The sequence below is a fragment of the Vibrio hannami genome, from assembly GCF_029589055.1.
Classification (GTDB): Bacteria; Pseudomonadota; Gammaproteobacteria; order Enterobacterales; family Vibrionaceae; genus Vibrio; species Vibrio hannami.
This window is the reverse complement of the sequence record NZ_JARQZP010000006.1, coordinates 574,690-591,377: the sequence shown is the minus strand read 5'-3', so window position 1 is coordinate 591,377 and position 16,688 is coordinate 574,690. Positions and strand designations below refer to the sequence as shown.

Here is a 16,688-nt window from a genome sequence, read left to right as displayed (position 1 = left end):
ACTTATCACACCCAGTTATTTAATTTCTTGCTTCAAATCAAATCAGGATTTGTAGGAATATTACGTAAGTTTTCATACAAATCTATCAATAGTGGTTATTTGGAGTCCTTTTTGACCTTATCCCAGAAAGCATCAAGTTCCTCTAGAGAATAGTCCTCTAATGTTTTTCCTTCTGCTCTGACCAGATTTTCGACACCTTTAAAGCGCTTAGAAAACTTAATATTTGCTTTTGTTAATGCCACTTCTGGATTTTTCCCAAGATGTCTCACCAGATTAACAGTCGCAAACAGAAGATCGCCAAGTTCTTCTTCTACTTTCTCTTCATCAGGTGTTACCTGAAGCGCTTCGTCGAGAACTTCGTCTACTTCTTCTCTGACTTTATCGACAACAGGCCCGATAGATTTCCAGTCAAAGCCGAACTTGGCACAACGTTTTTGAATCTTATTGGCTTTTGATAATGCAGGAAGTGAGTCGGGAATAGAATCTAGAATGCTCTCTTCACTTTTCCCCTGCTCCGCTTTCTCTTTTGTTTTTTCCAGTTCCCAGTTGGCGTTGATTTCTTCATCTGAAGCAAATTCAGCATCAGAAAAAACGTGGGGATGGCGTCGAATCAATTTCTCGTTTACCGTTTCAACCACATCATTAAAATCAAACAGCTCCTGCTCTTTAGCCATCTGGCTATAGAAGATAACCTGAAACAACAAGTCGCCTAGCTCTTCCTGAAGATTACTCCAGTCTCGCTTCTGGATAGCGTCAACCACTTCGTAAGTTTCTTCGATGGTGTGGGGAACAATGGTGTCGAAGCTCTGCTTTAGATCCCACGGGCAACCTTTTTCAGGGTCGCGCAGGGTAGACATTATTTCGAGTAACTGATCGATTGATTGGGTCATGGTAGAAATTCTTAATTTGTATGGCTCTTGAAGGTTAATGATACCCGCAGATGAGCAGGTATCGAACGCAGACACGCGTAAACCCATCCATGGAGGCTCCGATGCGGCGTCCCTGCCGCAAAGGGTCTGCTTATCGATACCTGCACACCTGCCTAATTCAGATTCAGTAAAATGCTTAGCTTAGTCTCTTAACAGAGACGACATCCTTAATCTGCTCGATACGGCTTTGAATACGTCCTAGTATCTCAACATTCTTCACTTCGATATCAAAGTCCATCACTGAGATCTGACGCTTAAAGTCGGTGCGGCTCTTCATTCCTGATACTTTCAACTTCTCGTTTGCAAGAAGTGTGGTGATATCTTTAAGAAGACCTCCGCGCTCTAACGCTTCAACACGCAGCGTCAAAATATAGGAGCCAACAAAACCGCCACCCCATACCGTATCAATAATACGTTCTGAAGCATGAATTCTAAGCTCAGCAAGTTGCTCACAGTCAGCACGGTGAACCGAGATTCCACGTCCCTGAGTGATATATCCGGCAATGTTATCACCTGGTATAGGCTGACAGCAGCGAGCAAGGTGAGTCATCAGATTGTCAACACCTTCAACCACAACTGCATCTTTATGAGGTCGACTCTGAGCAGGCGCTTTTGCTTCGCTTTCCTGCAGTTTTTCCAAAGCCTGCTGATCTTCTTCTTCCGCAGTCGGTTTATTGACTAACGCATTGATGTGATTGACTACCTGATTGATTTTCAGGTCACCACTACCAATACCAATATATAGCTCATCCGGAGTATTAACGTTAAAGCGTTTTAGAGCATACTCACTGGCATCTTTTAGCGTCGCACCGATTTTGTTTAACTCTGTTTCCAGAATCTCCCGACCCGCTTCGAGGTTCTTCTCCCGGCTCTGCTTACGGAACCAGGCATTAATCTTGGCACGGGCACGACCAGAGAGGACAAATCCAAGCGACGGGTTTAACCAGTCACGGGATGGGTTAGGCTCTTTCTGAGTAATGATTTCAACCTGATCGCCCATCTCCAGCTTATGGGTAAACGGAACGATTCTTCCCGCTACTTTCGCACCAATACAACGGTGCCCTACCTCAGAGTGAATATGGTAGGCAAAGTCCAGTGGCGTTGCCCCCATAGGAAGGTCAACAACGTCCCCGCGTGGTGTAAAGGCGTAAACCCGGTCATCAAAGACCTGACTACGAAGTTCATCAAGCATCTCACCAGAGTCTGACATCTCTTCCTGCCAGTCTAAAAGCTTACGCAACCAGGTGATTTTTTCATCGTAACCACTACGGCCACCGCTTCCACCTTCTTTGTATTTCCAGTGCGCGGCAACACCAAGTTCAGAATCTTCGTGCATCTGCTTGGTACGAATCTGAATCTCTATGGTTTTGCCTTCTGGCCCAAGAATAACGGTATGGATCGACTGATAGCCATTTGGTTTTGGATTCGCGACATAGTCGTCGAACTCACTTGGAAGGTGCTTGTATTTGGTATGAACCACACCCAGTGCGGCGTAACAGTCCTGCAGGCGCTCTGCAATAATACGTACGGCGCGAACATCGAAAAGCTCATCAAAGGCGAGGCTCTTCTTCTGCATTTTGCGCCAGATACTATAGATATGTTTTGGTCGACCGCTGACTTCCGCCCGGATATCAGAAGACTTCATTTCATCTTCCAGATCGGTAACAAAATCTTCGATATATTGTTCGCGGTCAATTCGACGTTCGGAAAGCTGTTTCGCGATTTGCTTATAGGTCGTAGAGTGCTGATAACGGAAAGCGTAGTCTTCAATTTCCCACTTTAGCTGACCAATACCAAGTCGGTTTGCCAGCGGCGCATAGATGTTGGCACACTCTTTCGCTGCTGCCTGACGAATTTCGTCAGACTCATCTTTAACTTCACGAAGGTTACAGATACGCTCAGCCAGTTTAATAATCACGCAACGGAAGTCATCTACCATCGCGAGCAACATACGTCTTACATTATCCACCTGCCCGGATGCAGCACTGCCTTCTAGCGTTACGTTTAACTGACCGATGGCTGCCATCTCTTCGACACCATCAATCAGCTTTATAATTTCCTTACCGTAATCCTCTTCCAGTTCTTCTCTGTCATAGTAGCCAGCAGAAACAACCGGGAACAACTGAGCTGCTACGAGTGTTGCGCGATCCATAGAGAGAGTTATCAAAATCTCAATCATCTCACGACCGCGCCACAACAACAGTTGAGCCTCTTCTTTGCCTTCAAGCAGCACTTCACACTGCTGATAAACCTTGGTCAGCTTATTACTGGTTTTCTTTTCCTGTTCCAGACTGGCAATCCATGATTCCAACTCGAACTTTTCATCTGCATTTAAATGCGCACCGCGTACTGCGACCATTTTCTTTCCTAGCGTTTTTATTCTTCCGTGACGTTGTTTGTCACTAATTACGAGTCACGTAGATCAACCAAAAACTAACCGGGTGTGCTGTAGCAAACATTCAAGGGCATGGATGCCCTTGTTTAAGCGCTCAGGGACGACTTGCAGCGGTTTGCGGAAGCATACCCAGTTGGTTTACCCAACTACGATCTTTCAAATAAAGCCATCGACTCCAAATGAGCGGTATGAGGGAACATATCCAACATACCCAGCTTAACTAACTTGAACCCTTGATTTAGCAAGCTCTGGCTATCTCTGGCTAGAGTAGCAGGATTACAGGAAACGTAAACTACACGCTTTGTATCAAATCGAGAAAGTTGATCTACAACGCCTGCCGCACCTGCTCTCGCCGGATCTAACAACACCTTATCAAACTTAGATTGAGCCCAGCGCTTCTCGGTTAAATCCTCTTCCAGATTAGCCTGATAAAACTCAACATTACTGATTCCATTTACTTTAGCGTTTTCCGTTGCCTGATCCACCATCTCCTGAACACCTTCAACACCAACAACAGTTTTAACCTGCTGTGCCATTGGCAGGCTGAAGTTACCCAAACCACAGAACAGATCCAGCACTCTATCTTCGGGAGTTAACTCGAGCCATGATAAAGCACGCTCGACCATCTGCTTGTTTACACCGCCGTTAACCTGAATAAAGTTTGTGGGCAGGAATGGAATGGTGACACCAACTTCATCATAGAACGGCACATCACCACAAACACGTTCCAATAATTCATCAGACTGCAAATATAAGGTTACCGAATTTCGCTCTGCCCAACTTTGCAGACTGCTTCTATCCGTTTCATGAAGAGAGCGAACATAGTGCAGCAGAACCACTAGAGAACCAGGACCTGCCACCAACTCAAGGTGCCCTAAATTAGCAATATTTTTCAGACCAGAAAGCAACTCTTTTAGTTCCGGCAACAATACATTTAATTCAGGTTGCAAAACCGGACAATCAGTAACAACAGCTATCTGTTTACTCTGCTTTTTACGGAAACCAAATAGCAGCTTTCCGCTCTTTTTATCCTTAAACAGGCTAACTCTGGCTCTTCTTCGGTAACCTTTTTCGTCACCAACAATTGGCGACTCTAACTCAATAGACTCGCCAGCAAATTTGTTAAACAACTGAGCTAATGAATCACTCTTATAGGCAATCTGTTCGTTGTGTGGCAAATGCTGCATATTACAGCCACCACACTCCCCATAATATTTACAAAATGGTTCTACACGTTGCGGGCTTTGCTTCTGAATCTTAATTAAATTACCCCGAGCATATTTGCTTTTGCTCTCGGTTAATTGAGTAAGTACTTCCTCACCAGGAAGCGCTCCATCAATAAATACTGGCTTCTTGCCCAAATAGCCTATCCCTGCTCCGTGATGATCAAGCCTTTCTATCTTTATAAGCTGATGTTTTTTCTCTATCTGAGTTTTCTTTTTTGGTTGAAAGAAACGAGCCATGTAATTGTTCCAATTTTTATATCACTGAACATCACTATTCTGGTTAGCAATGTTGGTAGAAATTCAATGCTTTGATACTATTTTCCCACATCCAGATTCCATTGTAATCATCGAACATGACCAGATACGGCTTACGCGCCCGCGTAATCACTTTAACTCTTGCTCCAACGCTTATTGTTGGTCTCTTATTGAGTGCATTCTTCACTTCAAATCGATATAACGATCTGGAAACCCAACTCGTTTCTTCAGGAACCAGCATTTTGGAGCCACTGGCTATTGCCAGCGAATTTGGCATGACATCTCAGAGTCGTGAAGCTGTCAGGCGACTCATCAGCTATGCACACAGAAAAAACTCAGACATAGTCCGAAGTATTGCGGTATTTGATAGCAACCACCAGCTATTCGTAACATCGAATTTCCACCCTGACTTTGAGAAACTCACCTTCCCGAAAGGGATGCCGATACCTTTACTAACTAACATTGAAAGGCAAGATACGCGGTTAATTCTTCGGGCACCAATCGTTGTGGAAGGACAGTTCTCTTTACAAGACGGTACGCAAACAGAACCGAATCAGCCGCTGGGTTATATTGCGATGGAGCTGGATATGTCTCCACTTCGCTTACAGCAATATCAGGAAATTTTTGCCGCTCTGTTAGTTCTGGTTCTTGGTGTTGGACTATCTGGCATCTTCGCTTACAGCCTGATGCATGACGTAACCCAGCCAATCACCAACATGAAAAGAACCGTAGACAGAATTCGTCGTGGTCATCTGGACTCCCGAATCGAAGGTAAAATGCATGGTGAACTGGACTCGTTGAAAAATGGTATTAACGCCATGGCGGTATCACTGTCTGAATACCATGTAGAGATGCAAAATAGCATCGATCAAGCCACATCTGATTTAAGAGAAACACTGGAGCAGCTTGAGATTCAGAACGTGGAACTGGATATTGCGAAAAAGCGTGCTCAGGAAGCCGCTCGTGTTAAGTCAGAGTTTCTGGCGAATATGTCCCATGAACTGAGAACACCGCTAAATGGTGTTATTGGTTTTACCCGTCAGATGTTGAAGACACAACTTTCTTCAAGTCAGACGGACTACCTTCAAACCATTGAACGTTCCGCGAACAACTTGTTAAGTATCATTAATGACATTCTAGACTTCTCTAAACTAGAAGCCGGTAAGCTGCTTCTGGAAAATATTCCATTCGAGTTCCAGGAAAGCCTCGAAGAAGTGGTTGCTCTACAGGCCACCAGCGCCCATGAAAAAGGGCTGGAGCTCACCCTTAAGATTGATCCTAAGATACCAGCTGGTGTGGTTGGTGACCCGTTACGTATTCAGCAAATTCTCACCAACCTTGTCGGTAACTCAATTAAGTTTACTGAACGCGGCAACATCGATATCAGTGTCGAGTTAAGAACACAAAAAGATGATTCTGTAGAGCTACAATTTATGGTTCGCGATACAGGTATCGGTATCTCAGAGCGCCAACAATCTCAGTTATTCCAGGCATTCAGTCAGGCAGACGCAAGTATCTCTCGTCGTTATGGTGGTACGGGTCTTGGTCTGGTTATCACACAGAAACTGGTTGCCCAAATGGGTGGCGAAATAAGCCTAACCAGCCGTCTGCATCAGGGGTCGACTTTCTGGTTTACGCTCCGGTTGGATAAAACCGATCTTCCAATGGGTGCCAAGCCAGAGTCTCAATATCTGGTTAACAGAAGAGTGTTAATCATCGAGCCAAATATGCAGGCGGGCTCGGTGATCCAACAGCAATTGATTCAGGAAGGTCTAAGCGTTACTTACCAAACCAGCACACCGGATCAATTTGAAAGGCAAGACAGCGTTCTTCTCTGCTTACCTCCTAAGAGCAGATATACGATCGAAGAAGTTGCCGGGCATCTTGATAAGATCCGTCAATATTCTGATCAAATTCTGGTTGGCGTTCCAAGTACAGAATTGGCTCTTGCTGAACAACTGATTAATGACTTTGGTGTTCAGTGCATGACGAAGCCACTTTCACGAAGGAAACTACTGAACATACTTGCTGTTCAACATCAGGACAGCGGGCCAGTTGAGGTTGTTGAGCCGCAGGCAACTCAGACTAACATTACCAGGCTGCCACTCACTGTTATGGCAGTAGATGATAATCCTGCAAACCTGAAGCTTATTGCAGCACTGCTTCAGGAGCGAGTTGAAAATGTAATTACCTGTACTAACGGTAAAGACGCGGTTAAGGAAGCAACTGACCGTAAATTCGATATGGTGTTGATGGATATTCAGATGCCTCATATGGATGGGGTAACGGCATGTCGCTACATTAAACAGACTGATCTTAATGAATCAACGCCAGTGATTGCGGTTACCGCACATGCAATGAGCGGCGAAAGAGATCGCTTGTTAAATGCCGGAATGGATGACTACTTAACTAAGCCTATTGAAGAGCATATTCTTCAACAGGTTTTGGTTCACTGGAACCCTAATACAAGCAGCGAAGAGGTGGACAAGTTGGATCTACCATCTACAGAACCAGAGCCGGACAACAAAAACACCAGCGTCATCGTAGACTGGCAGGCTGCATTAAAGCAGGCTGCAAACAAAGAAGATCTAGCGAAAGAGATGCTTCAGATGCTGATCGATTTTATTGCTGAAGTAAGTGAGATAGTGGAACAGGCACTAGAGCAGGACGACTACCCTATCGATGATCTGATTCACCATATCCATAAGCTTCACGGAAGTTGCTCGTACAGTGGCGTTCCTAAACTAAAAGCGATCTGTGCTTTGATTGAAAAATCTTTGCGCTCAGGGATGAGTGTTATGGATATTGAACCAGAGCTATTTGAACTTCAGGATGAAATGGAGAAAGTGCAGGAAACGGCAAAGTTGTATTTATAAGTTACAGGTGACACGTGACACGTGACACGTGACGCTATTTTTCCATAACAACAGTTGCTACTGCATAGTTTCTTTCATCTGAAATTGAAAGATGGATACTGTTAGCACCCATTAACTCTGAGATTTCTTTGGCTTTGTTGTTTAAGGTAAGAATGGGTTTTCCATTTTCATCGTTGCTAACGACAAAGTCATGGAAGGTCACACCATGAGCGATACCTGTACCTAACGCTTTTGAAGCAGCTTCTTTGGCAGCAAAGCGTTTAGCCAGAAAGCGGCCTTTCTGTTTGAGGGAGTGAAATATCTCCAGTTCAGAGTCAGATAAAATGCGGGCAGCAAATGCCTCTCCACTTCGAGAAAGTGCTTTTTCAATTCGCTCTATTTCAGCGATATCTGTACCTAAACCTATAATTGCCACGTCTGCTCTCTTTAATCCAATCGAATCGTCATCCCTGATGAGCCTATGCGAAGTCAGGGATCTGCTTTCAGCTTACCGCAAAGTTAAATACTCACTTCAAAACTATAAGTGCGCTGGAATCAGATTCCGTACTACGTTTGTTCCTCACTATACGGAATGACGAAGTTCCTGAGTTTCTTAAACATCCGCAATAATCTCGTTCCCACGCTCCGCGTGGTAATGCATACCGTAGCCAAACGACCAGATATGGCAATACAGCAGGAACGAGGAAAAACGCTTACGAGCGACCTGCAACCATAGCCGCTTTCATATCAGCAACCGCTTTGCTTAGCCCGTCAAATACCGCACGACCAATAATTGAGTGCCCAATATTAAGCTCATAGATTTCAGGCAGTGCCGCAATAGGACCAACGTTGTGGTAAGTCAGACCATGACCTGCGTTTACTGTGATACCAAGATCGTCTGCGTAGCTCGCTGCCGCAGCAATTTTCTTAATCTCATCCTGCTGATCCTGCTCAGTTTCAGCATCTGCGTAGTGACCAGTGTGCAGCTCAATAAATGGCGCTTCACACGCTTTAGCAGCATCGATTTGCTCTCTGTCTGCGTCGATAAACAGAGATACTTTAATACCTGCTTCTGTCAGAGTTTTAGTTGCTGCTTTTACTTTTTCAAGCTGGCCTTTAACATCCAGCCCGCCTTCTGTCGTCAGCTCCTCACGCTTCTCTGGTACCAGACAAACAAACTCGGGCTTAGTCTTAACTGCGATTTCAACCATTTCATCAGTTACTGCCATCTCCAGATTCATACGCGTCTGGATAGTTTCTCTAAGAATGCGAACATCTCTGTCCAGGATATGACGGCGGTCTTCACGAAGGTGAATGGTGATACCGTCTGCTCCTGCACGCTCTGCAATTTCAGCAGCGTGTACAGGATCTGGATACTTAGTTCCACGGGCATTACGTAGTGTAGCGATATGGTCAATATTGACGCCAAGAAGGATAGAGCTCATCTTTTTTATACTCCGTGCTCTGGGATAATTAATTCTGTTTACGCGTTCGGTTGGCAAACAGTTCCCGACTTTTTAAAGGTTTGCCGCCAAGATAAGGCTTAAGGGCTATTCGTGTAAAGCGTTTTGCTGCGATTAGCTGCTCTTTTGTCATAAATCGCCTTTCTGCTATGGCGATCAATTCGTTACCGAGAAAAGTAAGATTATCTCGGCGCACGCTGGCGATAAAACCTTTCTGTTCCCGGTATCGGTATGTCATATCAGGATCAACGGATTCACCAGTACCTGCGCAGTGAAGAAAGTCGACTCCATACCCCATCGCAGACAACAAGGCTAACTCGAAGCGTCTTAATGCAGGTTCAGGGTTATCTGACTGTGCCAACTCGGTAAGCACCTGAAGGTAATCATGAAACAGCGCAGGATATGGGGTTTCACTTTCCAATACTCTGCCAAGCAGCTCATTCACGTACATTGCTGAATATAAGTTAACGCCGGTAAGAGGAAGTCCTAAGCTGATCGGTTCAGCCTGACGCAGTGTCTTCATCGAGCCACCGCCCGACCATTTCATAAGAAGAGGAGTAAAGGGTTGTAAGGCTCCCTTTAAGTTTGAACGCTTACTGCGGGAACCTTTAGACATGATTGAAAGCCGGCCATACTCTTCACTAAATACATCCAGGATAAGGCTGCTTTCACTATACGGACGGCGGTGGAGAACAAAACAACGTTGAAGTTCAGAACCTTCACTCATGCTTCCCCCCCATAAGTCTAAAACGACTCGTTCCCACGGTCCCCGTGGGAACGCATATCAAACGAAAACCTCAGACCTTAGTATGCATTACCACGCTGGAGCGTTGTAACGAGGTTTAACGTTTTTCGCAATGACAAGGCTACTTATTCTCCAGCTCGTCGATATAGCCTAGAGAACGCAGTGCACGCTCATCATCAGCCCAGCCAGATTTAACCTTAACCCAGGTTTCCAGGTAAACCTTACGCTCAAACAGCTCTTCCATATCCAGGCGGGCTTCACGACCGATAGTCTTGATTTTCTCGCCACCCTTACCGATAACCATCTTCTTCTGACCATTTCGTTCTACCAGAATCAGGGCATTGATATGAAAGCCATCGGTTTCAGGGTTGTAGTCGAAACGTTCAATCTCAACCGTTACTGAATAAGGAAGCTCTTCACCAGTAAAGCGCATCAGCTTTTCACGAACAATTTCCGACGCCATAAAGCGCTGAGAGCGGTCAGTCACATACTCTTCCGGGAAGTGGTGCTCAGCTTTAGGAAGGTGCTCACGAACATGCTTACGAAGAACATCTGTGTTCTTACCATGCTTTGCCGAGATTGGCACCACATCAACAAAATCCATCTTCTTAGACAGTTCCAGCATATGAAGCATCACATCATTTCTGTCTTTAACGTTATCCACTTTGTTTACACAAAGCACAACCGGGAAGTTGGATTTTTGAAGCTTGGTCAGCACCATTTCATCATCTGCAGTCCAGTGCGTACCATCAACAAGGAAAAACACTAGGTTGACGTCACTCAGAGAGCTGTTAGCCGCACGGTTCATCAGGCGGTTAATTGCGCGCTTCTCTTCGATATGAAGCCCTGGAGTGTCCACGTAGATAGCCTGATAGTCACCATCGGTATCAACACCCATAATACGGTGACGGGTGGTTTGTGGCTTTCTTGAGGTGATCGAAATCTTCTGACCAAGGATGTGGTTCAGAAGCGTAGACTTACCTACATTCGGACGACCTACAATTGCGATAAAACCACAGTGCTGGTTTTCAGACGATGTGCTTTCGCTACCGTGCGTTGCAAAGTATGCATCCAAATCGAATTCGTTGTTATCTTCACTCATTAGTCAGTTGCTCTAGTGCTAATTCCGCAGCCGCTTGTTCTGCCTTGCGGCGGCTAGTGCCTTTACCAATAACAGGCTTATCCGCACCTGCTACATTGCACGAAACCGTAAATTCCTGGTTATGTGCTTCACCTTTAATATTAGTCACTGTATACACAGGTAGTGGTTTTTTACGCCCTTGCAGGAATTCCTGCAAACGTGTCTTAGGATCTTTCTGCGATACACCCGGTTGAATTGAATCTAAACGGCTTTGATACCAGCTCAGGATAATCACCCGAACCTTCTCAATATCACTATCCAGATAGATCGCACCGATGATCGCTTCTACTGCGTCAGCCAGAATCGAATCACGACGGAAACCACCACTTTTGAGCTCACCTGGACCTAATTTTAAGTACTCTCCAAGATCGAATTCACGACCTAACTCAGCAAGGGTGTTACCTCTTACCAGTGTTGCACGCATACGGCTCATGTCACCTTCGTTTACCTTAGGGAAACGGTGGTACAGGTCATCTGCAATGACAAAACTTAAAATTGAATCGCCCAGAAACTCAAGACGCTCATTATGTTTACTGTTGGCGCTGCGGTGAGTCAGCGCCAGATTGATAAGCTCGATATCATTAAATTGATAACCGAGCTTTTTTTCTAGTCTTGTTAACGGAGAATTCATGCTCTCTCAACTAATTAATGCCACCGATGCGATTGAAACGCACACCAGTAGGAATCCAAGAAGGCAGCACACTATCTGCGCCACGTTCAAACTCAAAGCTAATCCAGATACCTGTTGCTTTGCCAACTAAGTTCGCTTCCGGGACAAAGCCCCAGTAACGACTGTCTGCACTGTTGTCACGGTTATCGCCCATAACAAAGTACTGACCTTTTGGAACAACCCATTCATTCACACCCGGACGAGGCTGATACATAGCTACGTTGTCCGTTTGCAGGGGATGAACCAGAATTTGGTGCTCAACTTCACCCAGCTTTTCATTAAGCTGAATCAGCGGAACACCACGCTGTATAAACTCGCTTTCAACCACATTTGACAGCCCCACTGGCTTACATGTGCTTTCACCTTGTGGCTTGATACAAATCTCTTTCTTAGGGCTATAACGAACCGTGTCTCCCGGCAGACCTACCACACGCTTGATGTAATCAATGTTTGGCTGAGGCGGATATTTAAATACCACGATATCACCACGTTCTGGCTTACCTGTTTCCACTAATTGCGAGCGAAATACCGGATCTTTAATGCCATAAGAGAACTTCTCTACCAGAATAAAGTCACCAACAAGCAGTGTCGGCATCATTGATCCTGATGGAATCTGGAACGGTTCATAGATAAAGGAACGAAGCACTAATACAAAGGCGATAACCGGAAAGATAGAGACACTATTCTCGATCCACCACGGTTGTGCGACAACTTTAGCAGCCACATCATCACTAAGCTCACTGGTTTGAGCCTGAACATCTGCCAGCTTTTGAGCACGCTTTTTAGCCCAAACCAGCTTCTCAAAAGCCCATACAATACCAGTTACCAGTGTAACCAGAACCAGAATGAGCGAGAATGTATTAGCCATTGCTTTTCCTTAATTTCTCTCGTCATCCCTGCGAAGGCAGGGATCTATTTCAGAGCACAAAGTCAAAGCCTATTGCTAGAAAACATGGAACTCTAAAAACAAGATTCCCGCCTGCGCGGGAATGACTTAGGTTATATTATTTCGGTGTTGATAACATCGTTTAGTCTTTACCAACATGAAGAATAGCCAGGAACGCTTCTTGTGGTAACTCAACGTTACCGATCTGCTTCATGCGCTTCTTACCTTCTTTCTGCTTCTTCAGTAGCTTCTTCTTACGGCTCACGTCACCACCGTAACACTTAGCGATTACGTTTTTACGTAGCTGCTTAACGGTAGAGCGCGCAATAATGTGGTTACCAATGGCTGCCTGAATAGCGATATCAAACATCTGGCGAGGAATGAACTCTTTCATCTTCTCAACAAGCAGACGACCACGAGACTGTGCCTGGTCTTTGTGAGTGATGATTGCCAGAGCATCCACTTTGTCACCGTTTAGAAGTACATCTACACGAACCATGTTAGATGCTTCAAAGCGCTGGAAGTTGTAATCCAGAGATGCGTAACCACGGGATGTTGATTTCAGACGGTCAAAGAAATCAAGAACAACTTCAGCCATCGGGATATCGTAAGTAACCGCAACCTGATTGCCGTGGTAAACCATATCTACCTGAACACCACGCTTCTCTACACAAAGAGTGATTACGTTACCAAGATAGTCTGAAGGAACCAGAATATTACAGCGAGCGATAGGCTCACGGATTTCTTCTAGATCATTCACAGCAGGAAGTTTCGCTGGGCTATCTACGTATAAAACGGTGCCATTGGTCTGTTCTACTTCATAAACTACAGTCGGAGCAGTTGTGATCAGATCCAGATCGTATTCACGCTCCAGACGCTCCTGAATGATCTCCATGTGTAGCATACCAAGGAAGCCACAGCGGAAACCAAAGCCAAGAGCCGCTGAGTTTTCTGGCTCGTAGAACAGAGATGCGTCGTTCAGGCTCAGTTTGCCCAGAGCATCACGGAAGCTCTCGTAGTCATCAGAAGATACAGGGAACAGACCTGCATATACCTGTGGTTTCACCTTCTGGAAACCTGGTAGTGCTTCTTCACAGCCGTGCTTAGCAAGAGTCAGGGTATCACCTACTGGTGCACCAAGGATGTCTTTAATACCACAAACTACCCAACCTACTTCGCCGGTATTAAGTTCAGTAGTATCGATCTGTTTTGGTGTAAAGATACCAAGGCGGTCTACACCCCAAATCTGACCGGTACTCATCACTTTGATCTTGTCGTTTTTCTTAAGTACGCCATTCTTAATACGCACAAGAGATACAACGCCAAGATAGTTATCAAACCATGAATCGATGATTAGAGCCTGAAGCGGTGCGTCAGGATCACCTTCAGGAGCAGGAATTGCTGTTACGATGTTTTCCAGAACGTCATCAACACCAAGACCAGTCTTAGCCGAGCAACGAGTTGCTTCTAGCGCATCAATACCAACGATCTCTTCAATTTCTTCGGATACACGCTCAGGATCAGCTGCCGGAAGGTCAATCTTGTTAAGGATTGGCACTACTTCCAGATCCATCTCGATCGCTGTGTAACAGTTCGCAAGAGTCTGAGCTTCAACACCCTGACCAGCATCAACCACCAGCAGAGCACCTTCACACGCAGCTAGTGAACGAGATACTTCATATGAGAAGTCTACGTGCCCCGGAGTGTCGATAAAGTTAAGCTGGTAAGTTTCACCATCTTTTGCTTTGTAATCTAGAGTCACACTCTGGGCTTTAATGGTAATACCACGCTCACGCTCAAGATCCATGGAGTCCAAGACCTGTGCGTCCATTTCACGTTCACTTAATCCACCACAAACTTGGATCAAGCGGTCTGAAAGGGTCGACTTACCGTGGTCGATATGGGCGATAATCGAAAAGTTACGAATGTGCTTCATAGGTTGGTGTGACTTAACTCTTGCTAAATAATGAATGGAAGAAATATCCGCCTAATGACGATATTTCGATCAAGTTGCGCGATTCTACCCAATTTCACGCCTTGCCGCTATCTTGAATTTGTTGGCTATACAGATTATTTAATCTCTATAGCTTCTCCGAGTACCCGAATTAGCGACACAGATTGGGAAGTTCCTGACTGAAGGCGCCTGGATAAATACTTTGCCAACAGTATTCCCAGCCCCATAAAGCCAACAGAAAGAAGAATGGTTACTCCTTCGCCTGTTTGTATTATAGGTGTCAGGAACAACTCTGCTATGGTAGCGCCAAGAATCAACCCCAAAATGGGTAGTAGGTAGATAATCGAGGCGTATTTGACCAGATTTTGCTCCGACAAACCAATTTCAACGGTCTGCCCAACCTCAACCAGCTTATCTGTCATCAGTTCCCACTTATGGGTTTTGTTACCAATGGCTTTTGACACCAGGCCAGTCCCACAGCTTTTTTGTGATGAACAGTGACTGCAGCTAGTCTGTTGCTCACAGCTCAAACCAACTTTATTGCCTTTAGTTGTCGCCTCAACCGAGACGACTGTTGCTAGTGCAGTGATCATGGGTTACTCAGTAGAAGGCTCAGCTTTAGTAAACTCAACCGAAAGCGCTATCTGCTCCGCCGTTGCCGGAGGTATATCCCCCACAATCGAGATCTCTTTGTTCCCTTTAACCAGGCTGTGCAAAGTTCTTCGGCCTTGCCTAACTAGCTGGCTCTTAAGTGATGAATCATCAACTTCAGCGACATAAACAGAAAAGCTAAACAAGCCATCACTGTACATCTGGCTTTCTACCACTTTCTGCGTCATCAACATCTTATAACGGTTAAGATTATGTGGTTTAAAACCATCAGGAATCCAGTTTACTTTCCAGAAAGAAGACGTGGGCTCCTGTTTTGGAAGCGTTAAAACATCTGGTAACCGAGCCTGCTCCAACCCTTTCATCATTTCTGCTATCTGGTCATTCACCATGTAGGAGATAACACGATACTGCTCTAGAACCTCGCCATCGCGATCGACCAAATCAGCCCTCAAAGGCAAATGAGATTTTTCATCCACCCACATAACATAAGAGTAGCGTTGACCATCTTTAGGAACGACACGGACAACCTGAGCGGCAGTTCCAGCTTCTCGTGCTCTACCCATCAGAACGAAGTCGTAAAACTCACTAAGTACATCAATATCGTTTTCCAGAAGAGGAACGATGGGCGCTACCATATTTCCTGATTTAATTGAGAATGGCTCTACACCCGGTTCGATATAACTTACTTCTTCACCGCGGCGGATGACCTCACGAACAGGGCCACTTAAATAGACCAGATGTGCGAAGGTACTTCCTTCCACTTTCGCGTGTCGATAAAGGATTGGTTCAATACTATTTTTCTTAATCAGGATATAAGACAATTCATAATTAAGTTGCTGACCTGATTGGTTCATTTGATGCAACAAAGCCTCAGCTGAGATCTCCTCTGCTGAGGCTTGCGGTTGTATCAAACTGAACAGTGTCAGCGCACTGATCAGAAATTTTTTCATTCAACTACCGATTGTATTTCTTCTTTTGCTGCATCATCTGCCAAACGAAGTTGCAATTCATAATCCTGCAGCATTGCATTAATTCTACGGCGCTGTTCTAACAACTGCGCTTCATTCATCTGCTGCGCTTTTGGTGCTACAGATTCACGAGTAAGACTTACCGGTTCTACACTACCTGCGACAGGGATAGTCTGCAATACAGGAATTTCAGATTGTGTTTGATCCGCTTCTCCGCCGCCGTACTGTTGAACGCCAAGAATAACCGCTAACGATACACACGCAGCCATCGCAACCTGACCCACCTGAGTTAACCACGAAGGCAGATGTCTTTTAGCCTGTTGTGGTGTTGGCTGGGATTCTTCAACAAAAGGAGTGACCGTACTATGAGCAGGTTCACTTTCCAATGCAGCTGCAACACTTTCAGCGATATTCCAGCTTGGAGTCTCCGGCGCTTCTCCTCGCATAACATCACCAATCAGGTGGTAGTTTTGCCAGGATTTTTGGCTTTCCGGATTCTGTTCAAGCTCTGCGATTAAGGCCTTATCGACCGTTTCTCCATCCATGAGAGCTGAAAGCAGTTCTTTGTCAGACATGTTTTTCACCATAG

The 16,688-nt window shown here is 45.3% G+C and carries 14 protein-coding genes; 1 reads left to right on the top strand and 13 read right to left on the bottom strand.

Translation table 11 applies throughout. The annotated features are described in order from the left end of the window. Positions 1-95: 95 nt before the first annotated feature. From mazG to rlmD, 3 genes are all read right to left on the bottom strand, one after another. The gene (gene mazG, locus P7F88_RS14135) at positions 96-890 is read right to left on the bottom strand and encodes a nucleoside triphosphate pyrophosphohydrolase (protein WP_277825789.1); all 795 of its coding nucleotides are present in this window, start codon (positions 888-890) and stop codon (positions 96-98) included. 175 nt (positions 891-1,065) lie between these two features. Further along, positions 1,066-3,288, bottom strand: coding sequence for a GTP diphosphokinase (gene relA, locus P7F88_RS14130; protein WP_277825691.1), 2,223 nt, complete (start codon positions 3,286-3,288; stop codon positions 1,066-1,068). Between the two features lie 182 nt (positions 3,289-3,470). Further along, a complete protein-coding gene (gene rlmD / locus P7F88_RS14125; protein ID WP_277825689.1) occupies positions 3,471-4,787 on the bottom strand; it encodes a 23S rRNA (uracil(1939)-C(5))-methyltransferase RlmD in 1,317 nt (438 codons plus the stop codon). Positions 4,788-4,903: 116 nt separating this feature from the next. On the opposite strand from rlmD, the gene barA reads away from it, so the two are divergent. Next, positions 4,904-7,681 carry a two-component sensor histidine kinase BarA gene (gene barA, locus P7F88_RS14120; RefSeq protein WP_277825687.1) on the top strand — a complete coding sequence of 926 codons (2,778 nt, stop codon included), beginning with the start codon at positions 4,904-4,906 and terminating at the stop codon, positions 7,679-7,681. Between the two features lie 34 nt (positions 7,682-7,715). Here barA and acpS read toward each other — a convergent pair whose 3' ends face one another. From acpS to P7F88_RS14070, 10 genes are all read right to left on the bottom strand, one after another. Beyond that, positions 7,716-8,096: a holo-ACP synthase gene (acpS, locus tag P7F88_RS14115; RefSeq protein WP_277825685.1), complete on the bottom strand. Its 381-nt coding sequence runs from the start codon at positions 8,094-8,096 to the stop codon at positions 7,716-7,718. Positions 8,097-8,373: 277 nt separating this feature from the next. Then, positions 8,374-9,105: a pyridoxine 5'-phosphate synthase gene (pdxJ, locus tag P7F88_RS14110; RefSeq protein ID WP_277825787.1), complete on the bottom strand. Its 732-nt coding sequence runs from the start codon at positions 9,103-9,105 to the stop codon at positions 8,374-8,376. Between the two features lie 28 nt (positions 9,106-9,133). Continuing rightward, positions 9,134-9,850, bottom strand: coding sequence for a DNA repair protein RecO (recO, locus tag P7F88_RS14105; RefSeq protein WP_338405565.1), 717 nt, complete (start codon positions 9,848-9,850; stop codon positions 9,134-9,136). Positions 9,851-9,989: 139 nt separating this feature from the next. Next, a complete protein-coding gene (gene era / locus P7F88_RS14100) occupies positions 9,990-10,970 on the bottom strand; it encodes a GTPase Era (protein WP_277825683.1) in 981 nt (326 codons plus the stop codon). After that, positions 10,963-11,640, bottom strand: coding sequence for a ribonuclease III (rnc, locus tag P7F88_RS14095; protein ID WP_277825681.1), 678 nt, complete (start codon positions 11,638-11,640; stop codon positions 10,963-10,965). The genes era and rnc overlap by 8 nt, the downstream gene beginning before the upstream one ends. Before the next feature lie 10 nt (positions 11,641-11,650). After that, on the bottom strand, positions 11,651-12,547 hold the full coding sequence (lepB, locus tag P7F88_RS14090; RefSeq protein ID WP_277825680.1) for a signal peptidase I: 897 nt from the start codon (positions 12,545-12,547) through the stop codon (positions 11,651-11,653). A 160-nt stretch (positions 12,548-12,707) separates the two neighbouring features. Continuing rightward, positions 12,708-14,501 carry a translation elongation factor 4 gene (gene lepA, locus P7F88_RS14085; protein ID WP_277825678.1) on the bottom strand — a complete coding sequence of 598 codons (1,794 nt, stop codon included), beginning with the start codon at positions 14,499-14,501 and terminating at the stop codon, positions 12,708-12,710. Positions 14,502-14,635: 134 nt separating this feature from the next. Beyond that, entirely contained in the window at positions 14,636-15,112 is a 477-nt protein-coding gene (locus P7F88_RS14080; protein WP_277825677.1) for a SoxR reducing system RseC family protein, read from the bottom strand. 3 nt (positions 15,113-15,115) lie between these two features. Next, complete coding sequence (gene rseB, locus P7F88_RS14075) at positions 15,116-16,081, bottom strand: sigma-E factor regulatory protein RseB (protein WP_277825675.1); 966 nt, start codon at positions 16,079-16,081, stop codon at positions 15,116-15,118. Next, a complete protein-coding gene (locus P7F88_RS14070; protein ID WP_277825672.1) occupies positions 16,078-16,686 on the bottom strand; it encodes an RseA family anti-sigma factor in 609 nt (202 codons plus the stop codon). Before P7F88_RS14070 ends, rseB begins: the two co-directional genes overlap by 4 nt. Positions 16,687-16,688: the final 2 nt, after the last annotated feature.

Bases quoted from the DNA above. Each gene is read 5' to 3' on its own strand.
- mazG (WP_277825789.1), bottom strand. From the start codon at position 890: ATGACCCAATCAATCGATCAGTTACTCGAAATAATGTCTACCCTGCGC.
- relA (WP_277825691.1), bottom strand. From the start codon at position 3,288: ATGGTCGCAGTACGCGGTGCGCATTTAAATGCAGATGAAAAGTTCGAG.
- rlmD (WP_277825689.1), bottom strand. From the start codon at position 4,787: ATGGCTCGTTTCTTTCAACCAAAAAAGAAAACTCAGATAGAGAAAAAA.
- barA (WP_277825687.1), top strand. From the start codon at position 4,904: ATGACCAGATACGGCTTACGCGCCCGCGTAATCACTTTAACTCTTGCT.
- pdxJ (WP_277825787.1), bottom strand. From the start codon at position 9,105: ATGAGCTCTATCCTTCTTGGCGTCAATATTGACCATATCGCTACACTA.
- recO (WP_338405565.1), bottom strand. From the start codon at position 9,850: ATGAGTGAAGGTTCTGAACTTCAACGTTGTTTTGTTCTCCACCGCCGT.
- era (WP_277825683.1), bottom strand. From the start codon at position 10,970: ATGAGTGAAGATAACAACGAATTCGATTTGGATGCATACTTTGCAACG.
- rnc (WP_277825681.1), bottom strand. From the start codon at position 11,640: ATGAATTCTCCGTTAACAAGACTAGAAAAAAAGCTCGGTTATCAATTT.
- lepB (WP_277825680.1), bottom strand. From the start codon at position 12,547: ATGGCTAATACATTCTCGCTCATTCTGGTTCTGGTTACACTGGTAACT.
- lepA (WP_277825678.1), bottom strand. From the start codon at position 14,501: ATGAAGCACATTCGTAACTTTTCGATTATCGCCCATATCGACCACGGT.
- P7F88_RS14080 (WP_277825677.1), bottom strand. From the start codon at position 15,112: ATGATCACTGCACTAGCAACAGTCGTCTCGGTTGAGGCGACAACTAAA.
- rseB (WP_277825675.1), bottom strand. From the start codon at position 16,081: ATGAAAAAATTTCTGATCAGTGCGCTGACACTGTTCAGTTTGATACAA.
- P7F88_RS14070 (WP_277825672.1), bottom strand. From the start codon at position 16,686: ATGGTGAAAAACATGTCTGACAAAGAACTGCTTTCAGCTCTCATGGAT.